The organism is Azoarcus sp. TTM-91, from assembly GCF_012911025.1.
Classification (GTDB): Bacteria; Pseudomonadota; Gammaproteobacteria; order Burkholderiales; family Rhodocyclaceae; genus Azoarcus.
In genome coordinates this window covers 1-16886 of the sequence record NZ_WUEI01000096.1, presented here as the reverse complement: position 1 = coordinate 16886, position 16886 = coordinate 1, and the positions used below count along the sequence as shown (strand labels likewise).

Sequence of the window (16886 nt, the reverse complement as noted above, 5' to 3'; positions counted from 1 at the left end):
CGTGGGGGTGGCGGGCGAAGCCGGGGGCGTTGCCGGCGCCTCGGCGGGCTGACGGTCGCAGGCCGTAAGAACGCCGCCCAGCGCCGCCAGCGCGGCGAAATGGCGAAGTCGTCTCATGTCCATTGCTGGTCCTCCTGTCTTGGGGATTGCCGCGGTGCGGTCCCCTTGTGTTGGCCGCTCGGCTCAAGCGCCGGAATGACCGGCCCGGCGGCTTCGGCGAGCCCCTACCCTGCATTCGGCGTGCCCGCCTCCCCGCGCGGCATCTGAAGCGCGCCAGCAAGGGCGGTTGCGGTGTGCCTGCCGGGAATGGACGAGCGCCCTGAAAACAACGGCATAGCGGGGATCGCGGGGCGCCGCGCCGATTGCGGGCAGCGCGTCAAACCAGCGCGGGAGGAAGCGCCGGCAGGCAGCACGACAGGTGAGAAAAAAAGTCACCCGGCAGGAAAAAACGACTTACATCCCCGCCAGCGCTTTTTAGTGATTCCGCAACACAGGGAGGCCACCCTCCGCCTTGGGTGCCCCCGGGGGGCGGCAGCGAGCTCCGGGCAGCCGGGAGTGATCAACCCGGCCGCTCACCACCCGGCCCGCGCGCCCATGCTTTTGACATGGCCTTCAGGCCAATGCCATAGACATCACCAAAGTCATGGCTTGGCGGAAATTCTTACTGACCGCATGTAAAACGTTCCTGGAAATTCATTTGCGCACGGGCCCGAATCCCAGCATTTGCGCGGGAAATCTCACTGGCATGGTCCTTGCGCAACCGGTGGGCCCGCCGCGTCCCCTTCGCGGTAGAAACCTTCGCGGCAGAAAAATCGGAGCAAGGAGACGTCATGAGCCTCGGAATGGAATTGCGCCTGCGACAGCATCTGGCCATCACGCCCCAGATCCAGCAGGCGCTCCGGCTACTGCAGTTGTCATCGCAAGAGTTCTCGCAGGAAGTCGAGCAAGCGGTCACCAGCAATCCTTTCCTCGAGGAAGACCCGGAGGCGCCCCCTCAACCCTCCGCAGCAATCGCGATGCCGGCACCGTCGGAAACCACGGTTTCCACGCCGGACAGCATGGAATCCGGCGAAGCGCCGATGCCGATGGCCCTGCACGAGATAGGCCGCTCCGGCGGCGGCAGCAGCGGCGACGAGGAGAACGACTGGACGGAGTGGACCGAATCCCCGGTATCGCTGCGCGAGAACCTGCGCACCCAGCTGCAGTTGTCGCCGATGAGCGACCGCGACCGCACGCTGGCCTACATGATCATCGACGAGCTCACCGACGCCGGTTACCTGGAGACGCCGCTGGAGGAACTGGCGGAGCTGATCTCGCCGGAAGAGGAAGTGGATGTCTGCGAGCTCAGCGCCGCGCTCAAGCTCGTCCAGCAGCTGGACCCGCCCGGCATCGGCGCCCGCTCCCTGCAGGAATGCCTGCAGCTGCAACTGCAGGTGCTGCCGGAGGACACCCCGGCGCTGCCGCTGGCGATGGCGCTGGTGAAGGAACATTTCGATCTGCTGGCCAAGCGTGAATTCACCCGCCTGCAGCAGATCCTCGAATGCGACGAGGACGCCCTGCACAGCGCCCGCGCCCTCATCCGCACGCTGGAACCCCGCCCCGGCCGCGGCTTCGCGCCGGACAACACCCGCTACGTGGTGCCGGACATCATCGTCACCAACCAGCGCGGCCGCTGGGTGGCGACGCTGAACCCGGCGGTGCAGCCGCAGGTGCGCATCAACCGCGCCTACGCCGACATCGCCGCCGGCCGCAGCGGCGGCAGCTCCTTCTCCCGCCTGCTGCAGGAGGCGCGCTGGCTGCTGCGCAACGTGGAGCAGCGCTTCAACACCATACAGCGGGTGGCCGACGCCATCGTCGCCCGCCAGCGGGTGTTCTTCAGCTACGGCGAGGCGGCGATGAAGCCGATGGCGCTGAAGGACATCGCCACTGAGCTGGGGCTGCATGAATCCACCGTCTGCCGCGTCACCAACGGTAAGTACATGGCCACGCCGCGCGGCCTGTTCGAGTTCAAGTATTTCTTCTCGCGCCAGCTCGCCACCGAGGACGGCGGCAGCTGCTCCGCCACCGCCATCCGCGCGCTGATGAAGGAGCTGATCGCGGCGGAGGACCCGCAGTCGCCGCTGTCCGACGCCCAGCTCGCCCGCATGCTCGCCGAGCAGGGGCTGAAGCTGGCCCGGCGCACGGTGACCAAGTACCGCACGCTGATGCGCATACCCAGCGTGGAGCTGCGCCGCGTCGCCGGTCGCGCGCCCCACGTCGAAGCCAACGCCGCCTGAGCGGCGCCACCACAGGAGGGAGGCATCATGACCGCGATCATTGCCGCACACTTCGCCCACGTCGAACACATGCACGAGGCCACCGCGCAGCTGCGCGCCCAGGGCTTCAGCCGCGACGAGTACGCCACCTACTTCCTCAACCCGCCCGGCCAGCATGGCCTCTACCACCTCGGCGGCGACGCCGACAGCGATGAAGGCACCAAGAAGGCCGGCAAGAACGCCACCGCCGGCGCGGTGGCCGGCGGCGCCGCCGGGGCCATCGTCGGCACCCTGGGCGGGCCGATGGGCATGCTCGCCGGCGCCGGCGCCGGCGCTTACCTGGGCGCCCTGGCCGGCGCCTTGCGGGCGGCGGACGCCCCCGAACCGGCCAAGGCCACCACCGAGGCCCCGGCCGAGCCGCCCGGCGGCCCGATGGTGGCGGTGAACGTCGACAAGCCCGGCGCCGAGGCGGCGGCGGTCGCCATCCTCGGCCGCTGCCACGCGCGCCAGATCGACCGCGCCAACGGCGAATGGCGGGAGGGCGACTGGCTGGACTTCGACCCGCGCGAACCCATCCAGACCCTGCTGCGCCAGGGCCAGGGCCAGACCCGGTGAGCAGCGCCGGCCCGCGCGAGGGCGCTGCCCTCCACGTCTCCGACGTCACCATGTTCTACGCCGCCCGCAGCGGCGGCATCCGCCGCTACCTGCAGGAGAAGCGGCGCTGGCTGCAGGCGCGGCCCGGCTTCCGCCACTCGCTGGTGCTGCCGCGCCATGCCGCTGTCGGCGAGGAAGCGGTGGAGGTGCCCAGCCTGCCGCTGCCCTTCTCCCACGGCTACCGCCTGCCGCTAGCGCGGCGGGCGGCCGCCCGCGCGCTGGTGGAACTGCAACCGGACGTGATCGAGGCCGGCGACCCCTACCGCCTCGCCTGGGCGGCGGTGGACGCCGGCCAGGCGCTGGGCGTGCCGGTAGTCGGCTTCTACCATTCCGACATGCCGCGGGTGGTGGGCAAGGCCTGCGGCGCCGCCGCCGAGCGCCTGGCCGAGGCCTACACCCGCCGCCTCTACAGCCGCTTCGACCTGGTGCTGGCGCCCAGCGTCTGCATGGTGCAGCGCCTGCGTGAGCTCGGCCTGTCGCGGGTGGAGCGCCAGGCGCTGGGGGTGGACAGCCGCGTCTTCCACCCCCAGCGCCGCAGCCAGGGCTGGCGGCTGCGCCTGGGCGCCGGCCCGCGCGACCGCCTGCTGGTGTTCGTCGGCCGCTTCGCCGCCGAGAAGAACCTGCCGGTGCTCTACACCATGCTGGACCGCCTCGGCCCCGGCCACATCCTGGTGCTGGTCGGCAACGGCACCCCGCCACCGGCGCATCCGGCGGTCCGGCTCGTGCCCTTCATCTCCGATCCGGCGCGGCTGGCGGGGCTGATCGCCAGCTGCGACCTCTTCGTGCACGCCGGCGACCAGGAGACCTTCGGCCTCGCCCCGCTGGAGGCGATGGCCTGTGGCCTGCCGGTGGTTGCCGCCCGCGCCGGCGGACTGGCCGAACTGGTGGACGACAGCGTGGGCTGCGCAGTGCCGGCGCCCGACCCGGCAACCCTGGCCGCCGGCATGGCGGAAGCGGTGAAACGGCTGTGCGCCGACGGCTTGCAGCCGCTGCGCGAAGCCGCCCGCAGCCGCGCCGAAGCTTACGACTGGGAGCGCATCCTGCCCGGCATCGCCGCCCGCTACGCCGCCCTCGGCCGCCAGCCCGCGCTGGCGGTTCCCGGCCTGGAACCCGGGCAGCCCGGAATCGGCACGCTGCAGGGCCAGCCCGGGATGGGCCAGCCCGAGATGGGCCAGCCCTGACAGCCTTGAGCGCGATGGACGGTGACCGCCCGCTGTTTCGTCCCCGCCTGCCCCGCCTGCATGGCGGGGCAGGCCAGCCGGCCTTCCCGGCGTCCTCGCACGCCCGCTGTTGCACTTCCTCCCTCTTTCCGAGCCCGCCCGATACCCACGACGGTGAACACCCTGCATAGCCCCGGCCGCGCCAGTGCGCCCGGCCCCACGCTCTTTCCCACGCCGCCTGCCGTCTGCGTCGCCATGCACGACGTCGCCCCGGCCACCTGGCCGCGTTGCGCCCGCCTGCTGGAGGCGATGGCTGAAGTCGCGCCGGTGCCCTTCACCCTGCTGGTGGTGCCCAACTACCACCGGCTGGGCGACCGGGTGCCGGACTGGTACAACCAGACCCTGCGCGCCCACCTCGCCCGCGGCGACGAAATCGCCCTGCATGGCTACGCCCACCAGGACGAAGCGCCGCCGCCGCGCACGCCGCGCCAGTGGTGGCGCCGCCGCGTCATGACCGCCGCCGAGGGCGAGTTCTCCGCGCTGGATGCCACCGCCGCCCGCAACCGCCTGAGTGCCGGCCTGGGCTGGTGCCGCCATCATGGCTGGCCGGTGGAAGGCTTCGTCGCCCCCGCCTGGCTGCTCAGCCCCGGGACCTGGCAGGCGCTGGAAGACCTGCCCTTGAGCTACACCACCACCGCCAGCGGCTTCCACCTGCTGCATCCCCACCGCGGCACGGACATGCCGGCCATCGCCTACAGCACCCGCAGCCGCGCCCGCCTCGGCCTCTCCCTCGCCTGGCACGGTTTGCGCCCGCTGCCACGCGCGCCCGCGCTACGCCTCGCCCTGCACCCGGGCGATGCCGACCACCCAGCAGTCATCCGCCAGTTGCAACGCCTGTTGGAAAGCCTGCTGCGGCAGCGCACCGCGCTGACCAAGCGCGCCTTTGCCGCCGCCCTGCGGGGCCAGCGGCCGCCGGCGTCGGGCGGCGCCATCCCCAGCGCGAGACGGCCCTACGCTGGCAGCACCAGTGCCAGCGAGAGCGTTGCCAGCGTGGCGCCGAGCGCGGAGCCGGCCAGCACATCGCTGGGGTAATGCAGGCCCAGCACCACCCGTACCACCGCGGTCAGCACGGCGAAGCCGGCCAGCGCGAGCCCCAGCAGCGGAAAGTAGGCGAAGGCGATGATGGCGAAGGCCACCGCATGCATGGTGTGGCCCGAAGGAAAGCTGAATTCGTCCAGCGGCCGGGCGCAGACGGTGAGCCCGGCCAGCCGCACGCAGGGCCGCGGCCGCCCGGCGCGGCGTTTGATCAGCAGGTAGAGCGCCACGCCCACCAGCGCCACCGCCCCCATGTGCAGCGCGCAGCGCAGGCCGGCCTGCCCCGGCAGCAACAGCAGGCCGAGGATGAGCACGCCCCACAGTTCGCCGTCGCCCATGCGGCTCACCGCCCGCGCCAGCCATAGGCAGGGGCGGTAGGCGAGCACCCGGTTCAGGGCAACGACGCAGGCGCCGTCAAGGGCAAGCAGGCGCCCCAGGCGCTCAAGCGGGGCTGGCCGCATGGCCCAGGGTGCACACCCGGGCGGCGCATGCCACCAGGTGGGCTTCGAACTCGCCCAGGATCACCGGCCAGGCGAGCTGCATGGCCGCGCTGCGGGCGGCATCCGCCAGCAGGCGGCGCTCCCTGTCCTGGACCGCCAGCACGCGGGCGGCGCCGATGAAGGCGCTCTCCGCCAACGCGGCGGCGGCCCGGGTGTCGCCCTCCGGCGGCGGCAGCACCCGCGCGCTCAGGCGGTCCGCCAGGTGCTCATGGGTAGCGCCGATGTCGAAGGCGACGATGGGCAGCGCGCTCGCCATCGCCTCCACCACCACATTGCCGAAGGTCTCGCTGAGGCTGGGGAAAAGGAAAAGATCGGCGGAAGCATAGTGCTGCGCCAGCGCCTCGCCTCGCTGCACGCCGGCGAAGATTTCGCCCGGCGCGTCGCGCTCCAGCTCGGGCCGCAGCGGGCCATCGCCCACCCAGATCAGGCAGGCATCGGGCCGCTCGCGGCGGATGGCGTGGAAGGCCTCGCGCACCAGCGCCGGGTTCTTCTCCGGCGCCAGCCGGCCCACATGCAGCACCGCCAGCTGGCCCTCGCCCAGCCCCCACTGCGCCCGCAGGCCGGCACTGCGGCGGCTAGGCGAGAACAGCTCGCCATCCACCCCGCGGCCGACGACGGCGAGGTTGCGGTAGCCCTGCGCCGCCAACTCAGCCGCCAGCATGCGGGTGGGCACAAAGGTGAGGTCGCAGCGGTTGTGGAAGGTGCGCAGCGCGGCGCCGATGACGTCGGCCAGCCGGCCCAGGCGGTAATAGCCGCTGTATTTCTGGAAGTGGGTGCGGTAGTCGCTGCTCACCGGCACGCCGAGCTGGCGCGCGGCGAGCAGTGCCGCCCACCCCAGCGGCCCCTCGGTGACGATGTGCACCACGTCCGGCCGCTGCTTGCGCCAGCGCCGCAGCAGGCGGAGCACCGCCGGCATGCCGAACTGCAGGCCGGGATAGCGCGGCAGCGGGAAGCCGCGCACCAGCAGCGTCCCCTCCTCCTCCGCCTCTCCCCCTTGGCGCGGCCGCACCAGGTCCACCCTGTGGCCACGGCCGCGCAGGTAGTTCACCGTACGTTCAACCGTGAGCGCCACGCCGTTCAATTCCGGCGTATAGGTCTCGGTCACCACGGCGATGGACAGGCGGGGTCGTTCCATATTGTTTTCTCCTTCGCGCCGCAGCGCGGGTCTCTATGTCCGGCTCCCTTCGCACAGGAAAACCGGCGGGCAGAGCAGTGAGGGCAATCGCCATGCCCGAGCGGCGCCGCGGGAAGCGCAGGTGCCGGCCAGGGTGCCGCGGCTGCCACCACCCCGCCTGCGGCCGACCGCAGCGCAGCAATTACGGCTCCGGCAAGCGTGGCGGCCAAGAGTGGTAGCCAGGAGTGGGGCACGAGGGAAATCCACGGAAGAAACTACATGCTGCTGTCGAATTTGCATCCGCCGCCGCAGCGAGGCTGCCCGGCGGAAACGGGAAGCCGGCGCGGCTACTCTCGCCGCCGCGCCCCCGACCCCGGCGGCGCATCAGTACCGGCGGCGGGCCGGGCACGCCCATTGCAGGCCCCCGGCCATTCGCTGCCACCCAGGATGACTTCATGAGCAATCCGTACGAGACCGACGCCGAACCCCCGGAATTCGAGTTCGAGGCCCCGGAAATCCTGCGCTGGGTGCGGCCCTGCCAGGGCACCGCCCACTGTGCGCCGCTGACGGGGACGGCCGAGCCCCATCCCCGGCGGTCGCGCAGCCGCACTGCCTGCCGTGGCACGCGTAGCGGCCGCGGCCGCCGCCGGGTTGCGCGCTGAGCGTGCGCCCTCGCGATCCCGACAGCGGCGGCCTGCGCAGCGTGACCGGCGGCGCCCTCCCTGCTGCTGCCCTCCCGGACACCGGCCTTGCAGGCACCGGCGCCCGCAGCGCTCCGCCACCGGGCGGCCCTGCGGCCAGCCTGTTCGTGCCCGGCCGCAACTGCTGCACCGTGGCCCGCGCCCACCGCGCCGGCATGGTGGTGGATGGCGAAGAGTATTTCCGCGCCTTCGCCCGCGCCGCCACGCGCGCCACCCGCTCCATCATCATCCTGGCCTGGGACTTCAACAGCAGCACCCGCCTGCATTTCGACGACGAGCCGCCGGTGCCCGGCATGCCGGAGCGCCTCGGCGATTTCCTCAACTGGCTGGTGCAGCGCCGCCGCGGCCTGCAGGTGCACATCCTGGACTGGGACTACCCGATGGTGTTCGGCACCGACCGGGAATTCCCGCCGCTCTATGGCCTGGGCTGGGAGCCTCACCGCCGGGTGCACCTGGCCTATGACGACACCCATCCGCTGGGCGCCTCGCACCACCAGAAGATCGTCGTCATCGACGACGCCCTCGCCTTCATCGGCGGCTTCGATCTCACCGTGCGGCGCTGGGATACCTGCAAGCACCGCGCCGACGATCCGCGCCGCGACTGCGCCGGCAAGCCCTACCCGCCCTTCCACGACATGATGCTGGCGGTGGATGGCGAAGCCGCCCGCGCCCTCGCCGGCGTGGCGCGCGCGCGCTGGGAAGCCGCCATCGGCCATCCGCTGCCTCCGCCGCCGCGGCATGCGGAGCTGGCGGCCGATGGCGGCCCCTGGCCGCCCGGGCTGGAAGTGATTTTCTCCAACATCGACATCGCCCTCTCCCGCACGCTGCCGGAGCGCGCCGGCCAGCCGGCGGTACGCGAGGTGGAGCAGCTCTACCTCGACATGGTGGCCGCCGCCCGCCGCTGCATCTACGTGGAGAACCAGTACTTCACCGCCGGCGGCATCGGCGAGGCGCTGGCGGCGCGGCTGGAGGAGGAGGACGGGCCGGAGATCGTGGTGGTGGTGCGCCTGTTCAGCCACGGCTGGCTGGAGGAGCACACCATGCACGTGCTGCGCGCCCGGCTGGTGCAGCGCCTGCGCGCCGCCGACCGCCACGGCCGCTTCCACATCTACTACCCGCATGTGGACGGCCTGGCCGAGCGCACCTGCATAGACCTGCACGCCAAGCTGATGATCGTGGACGACGAGATCCTGCGCATCGGCTCGGCCAATCTGTGCAACCGCTCCATGGGCATGGACAGCGAGTGCGACGCCGCGCTGGAAGCCCGCGGCGACGCCCGCGTCGCCACCGCCATCGCCGCCTACCGCAGCCGCCTGCTGGCGGAACACCTGGATTGCGCGCCGGACGCGGTGGATGCCGCGGTGCGCCGCCACGGCGGGGTGGCAGGCGCCATCACCGCGCTGGCCGGGCGCAGCCGCACGCTGAAACCGCTGGAGGACCAGCCGGACTGGCCGCAGGCGGTGCTGGACTTCGCCCGCGTCGGCGACCCCGGCAAACCGGTGTCGCTGGAGCGGCTGATCGAAGAGTTCAGCCCGGAAAGCCTCATCGCCAGCAGCCCGGAATACGCGGCCGAGGGCGGCCCCGGCGGCCAGGCCACCGGGCTGCTGCCGGGCGCGCCGCGGCCGCGCCGCATGCATCCGGCACGCCGCCTCGCCGTCCGCATCGCCGCCCTCGCGATGGTGCTGGTGGCGCTCACCGCGGTGTGGCAATACACGCCGCTGGCGCAGTGGGTGAACGCGGAGCGCGTCACCCAGTGGGCACGGGAGTTCGCCGACCGGCCGTGGGCGCCCCTGCTCATCCTCCTCGCCTACACCCCGGCCTGCGTGCTGATGTTCCCGCGGCCGCTGATCACGCTGGCGGCGGTGGTGGCTTTCGGCCCCATGCTGGGCTTCGTCTATTCCCTCTCCGGCATCCTGCTGGCGGCCTTCTTCACCTACGTCGCCGGCATGGCGATGCCGCAGGAAACGGTGCACAACCTCGCCGGCCGCAAACTGCGCCACATCGCCGAGACCCTGCGGCGGCGCGGCGTGATCGCCATCACCGCGCTGCGCCTGGTACCGATCGCGCCCTTCGCGGTGGAAGGCGTGGTCGCCGCCGCCATCGGCATCCGCCTGCTGCCCTTCATGCTCGGCACCCTGTTCGGCATGCTGCCCGGCACCCTGGCCACCACCGTGTTCGGCGACCAGTTGCAGTCGGCCCTGCGCGATCCCTCGCGGGTGAACTACGGCCTCATCGCCGCCGCCGTCGCCGGCGTGTTCCTCATCACCTTGGCGGTGCGCCGCTGGCTGGTCTCCGAGCACCGCACCCACGCCCATGGCAACGCAGGCCAACAGCCTCGCTAGCTGGCGCAACCTGGACCTCGCCCTCGGCGAGGACTGCCTGCGCATCGCCTCCTACAACGTGCATCGCTGCGTCGGCCGCGACCGCCGCTGCGACGTCGCCCGCGTCGGCCAGGTGATACGCGAGCTGGGCTGCGACATCGTCGGCCTGCAGGAGGTGGACAGCCGCTCCGACGGCCGCCACGACTCCATGCAGCTGGACTTCCTCGCCGCCCAGACCGGCATGGAGGCGGTCGCCGGCCACACCATCATTCGCCACGAAGGCAGCTACGGCAACGCCCTGCTCACCCGCCGCAAGGTGCTGGCGGTGCGCCGCCACGACCTCAGCTACCGGCGCCGCGAACCGCGCGGCGCGCTGGAGGTGGACCTGGACGTGGCCGGCGAAACCGTGCGCGTCATCGTCACCCACCTCGGCCTGCGCCCGGCCGAGCGCCGCTACCAGGTACAGCAGATGCTCAGGCTGCTGCACGACATCCCGCCAGAGCAATCGGTGGTGGTGCTGGGCGACATCAACGAATGGCTGCCCATGGGCCGGCCGCTGCGCTGGCTGAACAACCTGCTCGGCCACGCCCCGGCCGAACGCTCCTTCCCCTCCGGCCTGCCGCTGTTCGCGCTGGACCGCGTCTGGGTCCGCCCGCGCCACACCCTGCTCGCCTTCGAAACCCACCGCAGCCCCTGCTCCCGCATCGCCTCCGACCATCTGCCGGTGAAAGCCATCGTCGCCCCGGCGGTGCCGCCGGCCAGCGCGCTGGTGGAGCATGTGCCACCGCAGCGGCAGGCACGGTCGGCCTGAACACGAGCGCAGGCGCTGCGTCCTCCGCGTCCCTGCGGTCCTGGCTATCAAGCCGGCAGGGGCTTCGACAAGCTCAGGCCGACCGGTTGGGGTCTCCGGCCACCGGCCTTCTCTTCTCCCTGCAAGCTCTCTCGCAACCCTGCTCGCTGGACCATGAGCCGAATGAGCCGCACAATCGGCTCACCCAATGAGCCGATTAGACCCTCGTAATCGGCTCAAAACGAGAGCCTTTCCCCAATGCACACCCCTCCCTGGATCTGGCAACAGCCCGATTGGCCGCGCTTCAGCTGGCAAGCCGAAGCGCTTGCGCCGTTGCTGCGTGCCTGCGCCCAGGCCCAGGGGCGCCTGCTGGGCATGGCCGGCGCGATCGGCGCCGACGTCGAGGCCCAGAACAATCTGGACGCCCTGCTGCAGAACATCATCACCTCCTCGGCCATCGAGGGTGAACAGCTGAATGTCGGCTCGGTGCGCTCTTCCCTCGCCCGCCGCCTCGGCCTGGACGACAGCGGCAAACCCAGCCCCCGCAGCGAGGGGCTGGCCGAACTGTCGCTGGACGCCACCCGCCATCCCGATCAGCCGCTCACCCTGGAACGCCTCTACCGCTGGCATCGCTGGCTGTTCCCGGCCGAAGAGCTGCAGCTCACCCGCATCCGCGTCGGCGAACTGCGCGGCGACGAAGCCATGCAGATCGTCTCCGGCCGGCTCGACCGGCCCACCGTACATTTCCAGGCCCCACCGCGCGCCGGCCTGGAACAACAGCTGGATGGCTTCATCGCCTGGTTCGAACACAGCCGCGGCGATACCACGCTGGACCCCATGCTGCGCGCCGGCATCGCCCATTTCTGGTTCGTCACCCTGCACCCTTTCGACGACGGCAACGGCCGCCTCACCCGCGCCCTGACCGACCTCGCGCTGGCCCAGGACGAACCGCAGGCAATCCGCTTCCACGCCCTGTCGGCCAGCATCCTCGACCAGCGCGCCGCCTACTACCGCATCCTCGAAACCTCCCAGAAAGGCGGACTCGATCTCACCGCATGGCTGGAGTGGTTCCTGCAGACCCTGCTGCACAGCCTGGAACAAGCCCTGCTCCGCATAGACCGGGTGCTGGCCAAGGCGCGCTTCTGGCAGCGCCACCGCCACGAGGGCCTGTCCGCCGAACAGCTCAAGGTACTCAACCGCCTGCTGGATGGTGGCGAGCGCGGCTTCGAGGATGGCATCAGCGCTGCCCAGTACAAGGCGGTGGCGCAAGTCTCCAAGGCCACCGCCACCCGCCACCTGGCCGATCTGCTCGCCAAGGGCTGCCTGGTCCGCCTGCCGGGCGGCGGGCGCAGCACGCGGTATGAGATCAACCAGTGCGACGGTCTCCCGTCCGCACAAAGCGACCAGTAGGCCACCGCCGGGCACGCGGTTCTCATGCGTTGGGGCAGGCAATTCCGCCCAGCAACCGGAGACGGCCATGCCCAGGCATCACATCGAAGTTCCACGCACGCTCAAGCGCTCGCCGGCCAAGGCGCAGCGTACTTATGCGAAGACGCTGGAGAATGCCGAGCGGGAATACGGCCCCGGCGAACGTGCCGGGCGTACCGCGATCGCGGCGCTGAAGCACGGTTTCGAGAAGGTGGGCGACCACTGGGAGGCGAAGCAGGAGCGCGGCCCCTCGGACCCGCGCGCCGAGCATTCCACCGCCGAGAAGCGCCAGGGCAAGGGCGAGACCTTTGGCGGCGTGGACTACCACGGCCACACCCGCCGGGAGCTGTACGACCGCGCCCGGGATCTCGGCATCCGCGGACGTTCGAGCATGAACAAGGCGGAGCTGGCGCGGGCGATCGCCAAGCATCAGGGGTGAACGGGAGCGTCCTCCCCGCAGGCGTATCGAGGGAGGCGTATCGAGGGCGCGCCCCGCCGGGCCGCCCTCTCGTCCGGCGCCCTCGTCCTTGTGCAGTGCCTGCTCTCCGGCCTTCGCGGCAGTCCAGGCGTTCAGCGCGGGGGGAAGGATGAGCCGCGCGCCCTGTGCCAGGCGGCACGCCCGCCTGGCTGGCCGACACCCTGGCGGCTGCGGCTCAACCGTACTCCAGGTGCGTCGCCTTGCCCCAGAACACCCGGTAGGCAAAGACGGTGTAGCCGATGATGAGTGGCAGCACGATGACCACGCCGACCAGGATGAAGGTGAGCGAGCCGGGGGCGGCGGCGGCCTGCCAGACGTCCATGCGCTGCGGCACGATCCAGGGGAAGAGGCTGTAGGCGAGGCCGTGGAAGGCGAGGATGAAGATCGCCACCGTGGTGGCGAAGGGCACCCAGGCCCAGGCGTGCTTGCCCTGCGCCAGCTGGGCCGGCAGCCGGCGCAGCACTATCGCGGCGAAGACGAAAAGCACCGCGGTGATCAGCGGTATCGGCGCGAGCAGGAAGAGGTTGGGCACCTCGAACCATTTGTCGAAGATGGCGCGGCTCAGCAGCGGCGTGGCCACCGACACCGCGGCGACGCCGAAGGCGGTGAACCACAGCGCCCGCCAGCCCCAGCGCGCGGCGCGTATCTGCAGCTCGCCCTCGGTCTTGATCAGCAGCCAGCCCGCGCCCAGCAGGCAGTAGCCAGCGGTAAGGCCAAGGCCGATGAAGGCGGCGAAGAGCATGTTGATGGCGCTGCGCTCGAAGCCCACCACCAGCAGGCCGACCATGTAGCCCTGCGCCAGCGCGGCGATCAGCGAGCCGGCGCAGAAGGCGCGGTTCCACCACGGCTTGTGGTGGGCCTGGGCCTTGACGCGGAAATCGAAGGCGACGCCGCGCAGGATCAGCCCCAGCAGCATCGCCGCCACCGGCAGGTAGAGCGCGCCCATGACGACACCGTGGGCGAGCGGAAAGGCGGTCAGCAGCACGCCCACGCCCAGCACCAGCCAGGTTTCGTTGGCATCCCAGAAGGGACCGATGGAGGCGACCATGATGTCCTTGTCGTGCTCGTCGGCAATGCCCAGCAGCGCACCCAGGCCGAGGTCGTAGCCGTCCAGCACCACGTAGATGAGGATGGCCAGCCCCATCACCACCAGGAACACCAGCGGCAGCCAGCCGGCGGGTTGGCTCAGGTCAGGCATCGCGTCTCTCCTCTGGCGAACGGCCGCCGTCGTCCCCGGGCGACCGGCCGGCGCCGTGTTGGGCGCGCTCCTTGTCGGCCACGCCGACGCCGGCGTGGAAGGGGTCGGCGACCGGGTTCATCTGCTTGGGCTGCTCGCTCTCGCCGGCCTTCTTCGCCAGGTGGAAGATCACCGAGATGAAGGCTGTCAGCAGCACCGCGTAGAGGCTGAGGTACATCGCCAGGGTGAGGCCGATGCGGCCGGCCGGGGTGGCTGTGGCGGCATCCGCCGTCCTGAGCACGCCATGCACCAGCCAGGGCTGGCGGCCGATTTCGGTGACGTACCAGCCGGCCACCAGCGCCACCCAGCCGGAGAAGGTCATCGCCACCAGCACGCCCAGGGCGAAGCGGCCGGGCTCGCCGCGGCGTTTGATCTGCAACGCCGACAGCCAGGAGATGGCCAGCATCAGCAGGCCGACGCCCACCATCAGCCGGAAGGCGAAGAACACCGGCTTCACCGGCGGATGCTCGCCGACGAAATCGTTGAGGCCGCGGATCTCGGCGTCCAGGGAGTGCCCCAGGTAGAGCGAGGCCAGGCCGGGAATGGCGATCTCGTAGCGGTTGCTGCGGCTGGTTTCATCGGGCACCGCGAACAGCACCGCGGCGGCGCCGCGCTGGGTCTCCCAGATGCCCTCCATGGCCGCCAGCTTGGCCGGCTGGTGGTGCAGGGTGTTGAGGCCATGCAGGTCACCGACCAGGATCTGCAGCGGGATCAGGAGGGCCGCCAGCCGCACCCCGGTGCCGAGCGCGACCCGCACGTCGCCCCCCCGGTCGCCGCGGCGCCAGCGCCAGGCGGAGATGCCGGCGACCAGGAAGGCGGTGGTGAGGCCGGAGGCCAGCAGCATGTGGGTGAAGCGGTAGGGAAAGGACGGGCTGAACAGGATGGCCAGCCAGTCGGTGGGGTGGGCGCGGCCGTCTATCATCTCGAAGCCCACCGGCGTCTGCATCCAGGAGTTCAGCGCCAGGATCCAGAAGGCCGACAGCGTGGTGCCGGCGGCCACCAGGAAGGTGGAGAGGATGTGCACCCGGCGGCTCACCCGCTTGGTGCCGAACAGCATGATGCCGAGGAAGCTCGCCTCCAGGAAAAAGGCGGTGAGCACCTCGTAGGCCAGCAGCGGCCCGGCGATGTTGCCCACGGTTTCCATGTAGCCCGGCCAGTTGGTGCCGAACTGGAAGCTCATGGTGACGCCGGTGACGATGCCCAGCGCAAATGTCAGCGCGAAGATCTTGACCCAGAAGCGGTAGGCCCCCATCCACGATTCGTCGCCGCTGCGGTCGTAGCGCAGGCGGAAGTAGAGCAGCACCCAGGCAAGCGAGATGGTGATCGCCGGAAACAGGATGTGGAAGGTGATGTTGGCGGCGAACTGCAGCCGCGACAGCAGGACCGGGTCCAGGCTCTCCATCGCAGCCCTACTCCTCGCGCACCGCGATTTCCGGGAGGGTGGCGTGGGTGTGCTCGTACAGGTCCTGACAGGGCACGCAGCGCGCCGCCGCCGGCTGGGCCTCCAGGCGGGCGAAGGGGATGTCGTCGCCGCAATCGATGCAGATGCCGGCTTCGCCGACGGCGATGCGGGCGCGGGCGGCCTCGATGTCGCGCAGCTCGCGCACCTCGCGCGCCACCGCGGCGTTCTCGTTGTCGCGCAGCAGTTCGAGGTCGGCCTGGTCGGCGGCGTCGCCCACCGCGGCGCTCGCCCCCGGCTCGCTGCTGGCGCGGAGGCGATCCACATGCTCATGCACCCCGGACTTCACCGCCTGCTCGCGTTTGTCCAGTAACTCGCACAAGGCGCGCAACTGCTGCTCGCTCAATTCGCTCATATCGTTCCTCCTTCACGGTGGCGCTGCCGCCGGGCACCCTGCCCCCCGGACTTTCGCCTGGTCCCGGCCTGAGCAAGCCGGGTGCCCACCGTGCCCCATGAAACCGCCGCAGCCGGCGGGCGACGGCCCGGGGCCGCCTAATCGTTCTAGTCCATGCCGCCCGGTCTGCCCGCCCGGTGTTTTTCAACTACGCCGCGCCTACCGTGGCGACGCGCTTTCCGCCCCCCGCCGCAGCGGTAGTTTTTTCTCGGGCGTGCACTTTTTTCAGTACCGGCAGGGACGCTTCGCCCAGCGTGTGGCGACCGTGGCGGCCGGGGTGGACGGCGCCAGCGGGCCGCGCGTCTCGCCGCCAGCCCCGCCCCGTGCGGGCCCGCCTTGCCGCGCCGCCGCAGGCGCACCACCCTTCGCGCCGGAGCGACGGGCGGCGGCACGGCGGGTCTCCATGTTGCTATGCAACGTAACGTGGCCCCCTCGGGCTGCTGAGCGCGGGGCGCCAAGCCCTGCCCTCCTTCCACTCACCTCAGGAGATCAGACCATGGCCCAGACTTCTTCGGCGCAGCCCGATTCCACTGCCCGCGGCGCCCTCGCCGGCAATTTCGCGGCGACCGCCCTGCGGGGCCTCAGCCAGTTCTACGACCTTCAGGCCGCCACCGCCCGCATCATGCTGCGGACCCAGTTGCGCGCGCTGTCCGCCATCGGCCTGCCGGACTACTCCCGCCTGCTGCAGGTGGCGGATGACCGCGCCCTCACCCTGTTCTCCGCCGGCACCGACAACGCGCTGCGCTTCGCCGGCCAGGCGGATGACACCCTGGGGCAGATCCACAGCCACTTCTCGCGCCTGCTGGAGCAGCAGGCCATCGGCTTCACCGAGCGCTGGCAGAGCGGCCTGGCGGAGTTGCAGCAGCAGGCCAGCGAAAGCCTGCAGGAGCTGCAGGAACTGGCCCGCCAGCAGGCGGACGAGATGGCCCGCGCCAGCGACTCCCTCACCGACATGACCCAGGCCACACTGCGCGAAGGCGGCGAGCAGTTCCGCGCCACCGTGCGCCAGGGCCTGGAGCACAGCCGCGAGCTAGCCAGCCAGCAGGTGGAGGCGCTGCGCCGCGGCGGCGAGCGCATCAACGAGAACGCCCGCAACGCGCTGCGCGAAGGTGCGGAAGCGGCCAGCCAGGCGGGCGAGCGGGCAGCCAAGGCGGGCAAGGCGGCTTAAGGCGGCAGACTGAGCGGCGGCCATGCGGACAGGCCCTGGTTTCCCGCCAGCAACAAGGGCGGGGAGCGGAGCCCATCCCGATCAGGCGCAGTCGCGGCCACCCTCCGCGCCCTGCCCCACCCGGGTGTCGCC

The 16886-nt window shown here is 71.3% G+C and carries 15 protein-coding genes; 10 read left to right on the top strand and 5 right to left on the bottom strand.

The genetic code is table 11. The features are described 5' to 3' along the window. Positions 1-830: 830 nt before the first annotated feature. From GRF61_RS19155 to GRF61_RS19140, 4 genes are all read left to right on the top strand, one after another. Complete coding sequence (locus GRF61_RS19155; RefSeq protein WP_169152223.1) at positions 831-2276, top strand: RNA polymerase factor sigma-54; 1446 nt, start codon at positions 831-833, stop codon at positions 2274-2276. A gap of 27 nt (positions 2277-2303) precedes the next feature. After that, positions 2304-2870: a hypothetical protein gene (locus GRF61_RS19150; protein WP_169152222.1), complete on the top strand. Its 567-nt coding sequence runs from the start codon at positions 2304-2306 to the stop codon at positions 2868-2870. Beyond that, a complete protein-coding gene (locus GRF61_RS19145) occupies positions 2867-4090 on the top strand; it encodes a glycosyltransferase (protein ID WP_348982440.1) in 1224 nt (407 codons plus the stop codon). Before GRF61_RS19150 ends, GRF61_RS19145 begins: the two co-directional genes overlap by 4 nt. Positions 4091-4243: 153 nt before the next feature. After that, positions 4244-5161 (top strand): polysaccharide deacetylase family protein, encoded by a 918-nt coding sequence (locus GRF61_RS19140; protein WP_348982439.1) that lies wholly within the window; start codon positions 4244-4246, stop codon positions 5159-5161. On the opposite strand, the gene GRF61_RS19135 is transcribed toward GRF61_RS19140, so the two are convergent. Together GRF61_RS19135 and GRF61_RS19130 are read right to left on the bottom strand one after the other, a co-directional pair. Then, on the bottom strand, positions 5080-5625 hold the full coding sequence (locus tag GRF61_RS19135) for a phosphatase PAP2 family protein (protein WP_169152221.1): 546 nt from the start codon (positions 5623-5625) through the stop codon (positions 5080-5082). The two genes, GRF61_RS19140 and GRF61_RS19135, sit on opposite strands and share 82 nt — an antisense overlap. Continuing rightward, on the bottom strand, positions 5606-6799 hold the full coding sequence (locus tag GRF61_RS19130) for a glycosyltransferase family 1 protein (protein ID WP_169152220.1): 1194 nt from the start codon (positions 6797-6799) through the stop codon (positions 5606-5608). The genes GRF61_RS19135 and GRF61_RS19130 overlap by 20 nt, the downstream gene beginning before the upstream one ends. 434 nt (positions 6800-7233) lie before the next feature. Between GRF61_RS19130 and GRF61_RS19125 the strand changes: the two genes are divergently transcribed. The 5 genes from GRF61_RS19125 to GRF61_RS19105 all read left to right on the top strand — a co-directional run bounded on the left by GRF61_RS19125 (position 7234) and on the right by GRF61_RS19105 (position 12457). Continuing rightward, positions 7234-7440, top strand: a complete 207-nt coding sequence (locus tag GRF61_RS19125; RefSeq protein ID WP_169152219.1) for a hypothetical protein — start codon at positions 7234-7236, stop codon at positions 7438-7440. Positions 7441-7442: 2 nt separating this feature from the next. After that, the gene (locus GRF61_RS19120; protein WP_348982438.1) at positions 7443-9821 is read left to right on the top strand and encodes a VTT domain-containing protein; all 2379 of its coding nucleotides are present in this window, start codon (positions 7443-7445) and stop codon (positions 9819-9821) included. Next, positions 9793-10611, top strand: coding sequence for an endonuclease/exonuclease/phosphatase family protein (locus tag GRF61_RS19115; RefSeq protein WP_169152218.1), 819 nt, complete (start codon positions 9793-9795; stop codon positions 10609-10611). Before GRF61_RS19120 ends, GRF61_RS19115 begins: the two co-directional genes overlap by 29 nt. Before the next feature lie 237 nt (positions 10612-10848). Beyond that, positions 10849-12000 (top strand): Fic family protein, encoded by a 1152-nt coding sequence (locus tag GRF61_RS19110; protein WP_169152217.1) that lies wholly within the window; start codon positions 10849-10851, stop codon positions 11998-12000. A 67-nt stretch (positions 12001-12067) separates the two neighbouring features. Continuing rightward, on the top strand, positions 12068-12457 hold the full coding sequence (locus GRF61_RS19105; RefSeq protein ID WP_169152216.1) for a ChaB family protein: 390 nt from the start codon (positions 12068-12070) through the stop codon (positions 12455-12457). Between the two features lie 214 nt (positions 12458-12671). Here GRF61_RS19105 and GRF61_RS19100 read toward each other — a convergent pair whose 3' ends face one another. From GRF61_RS19100 to GRF61_RS19090, 3 genes are read right to left on the bottom strand one after another with little or no spacing between them, the layout of a single operon-like run. Next, positions 12672-13694, bottom strand: a complete 1023-nt coding sequence (locus tag GRF61_RS19100; protein ID WP_169152215.1) for a cytochrome d ubiquinol oxidase subunit II — start codon at positions 13692-13694, stop codon at positions 12672-12674. Continuing rightward, positions 13687-15135 (bottom strand): cytochrome ubiquinol oxidase subunit I, encoded by a 1449-nt coding sequence (locus tag GRF61_RS19095; RefSeq protein ID WP_169152214.1) that lies wholly within the window; start codon positions 15133-15135, stop codon positions 13687-13689. The genes GRF61_RS19100 and GRF61_RS19095 overlap by 8 nt, the downstream gene beginning before the upstream one ends. A gap of 7 nt (positions 15136-15142) precedes the next feature. Beyond that, a complete protein-coding gene (locus GRF61_RS19090) occupies positions 15143-15547 on the bottom strand; it encodes a TraR/DksA family transcriptional regulator (RefSeq protein WP_169152213.1) in 405 nt (134 codons plus the stop codon). Between the two features lie 535 nt (positions 15548-16082). Between GRF61_RS19090 and GRF61_RS19085 the strand changes: the two genes are divergently transcribed. Then, the gene (locus tag GRF61_RS19085) at positions 16083-16754 is read left to right on the top strand and encodes a hypothetical protein (RefSeq protein ID WP_169152212.1); all 672 of its coding nucleotides are present in this window, start codon (positions 16083-16085) and stop codon (positions 16752-16754) included. Positions 16755-16886 lie beyond the last annotated feature (132 nt).

What these genes read in the sequence shown, in the direction of transcription:
- GRF61_RS19155 (WP_169152223.1), top strand. Translation starts at nt 831, where the DNA reads ATGAGCCTCGGAATGGAATTGCGCCTGCGACAGCATCTGGCCATCACG.
- GRF61_RS19150 (WP_169152222.1), top strand. Translation starts at nt 2,304, where the DNA reads ATGACCGCGATCATTGCCGCACACTTCGCCCACGTCGAACACATGCAC.
- GRF61_RS19135 (WP_169152221.1), bottom strand. Translation starts at nt 5,625, where the DNA reads ATGCGGCCAGCCCCGCTTGAGCGCCTGGGGCGCCTGCTTGCCCTTGAC.
- GRF61_RS19130 (WP_169152220.1), bottom strand. Translation starts at nt 6,799, where the DNA reads ATGGAACGACCCCGCCTGTCCATCGCCGTGGTGACCGAGACCTATACG.
- GRF61_RS19125 (WP_169152219.1), top strand. Translation starts at nt 7,234, where the DNA reads ATGAGCAATCCGTACGAGACCGACGCCGAACCCCCGGAATTCGAGTTC.
- GRF61_RS19115 (WP_169152218.1), top strand. Translation starts at nt 9,793, where the DNA reads ATGGCAACGCAGGCCAACAGCCTCGCTAGCTGGCGCAACCTGGACCTC.
- GRF61_RS19110 (WP_169152217.1), top strand. Translation starts at nt 10,849, where the DNA reads ATGCACACCCCTCCCTGGATCTGGCAACAGCCCGATTGGCCGCGCTTC.
- GRF61_RS19105 (WP_169152216.1), top strand. Translation starts at nt 12,068, where the DNA reads ATGCCCAGGCATCACATCGAAGTTCCACGCACGCTCAAGCGCTCGCCG.
- GRF61_RS19100 (WP_169152215.1), bottom strand. Translation starts at nt 13,694, where the DNA reads ATGCCTGACCTGAGCCAACCCGCCGGCTGGCTGCCGCTGGTGTTCCTG.
- GRF61_RS19095 (WP_169152214.1), bottom strand. Translation starts at nt 15,135, where the DNA reads ATGGAGAGCCTGGACCCGGTCCTGCTGTCGCGGCTGCAGTTCGCCGCC.
- GRF61_RS19090 (WP_169152213.1), bottom strand. Translation starts at nt 15,547, where the DNA reads ATGAGCGAATTGAGCGAGCAGCAGTTGCGCGCCTTGTGCGAGTTACTG.
- GRF61_RS19085 (WP_169152212.1), top strand. Translation starts at nt 16,083, where the DNA reads ATGGCCCAGACTTCTTCGGCGCAGCCCGATTCCACTGCCCGCGGCGCC.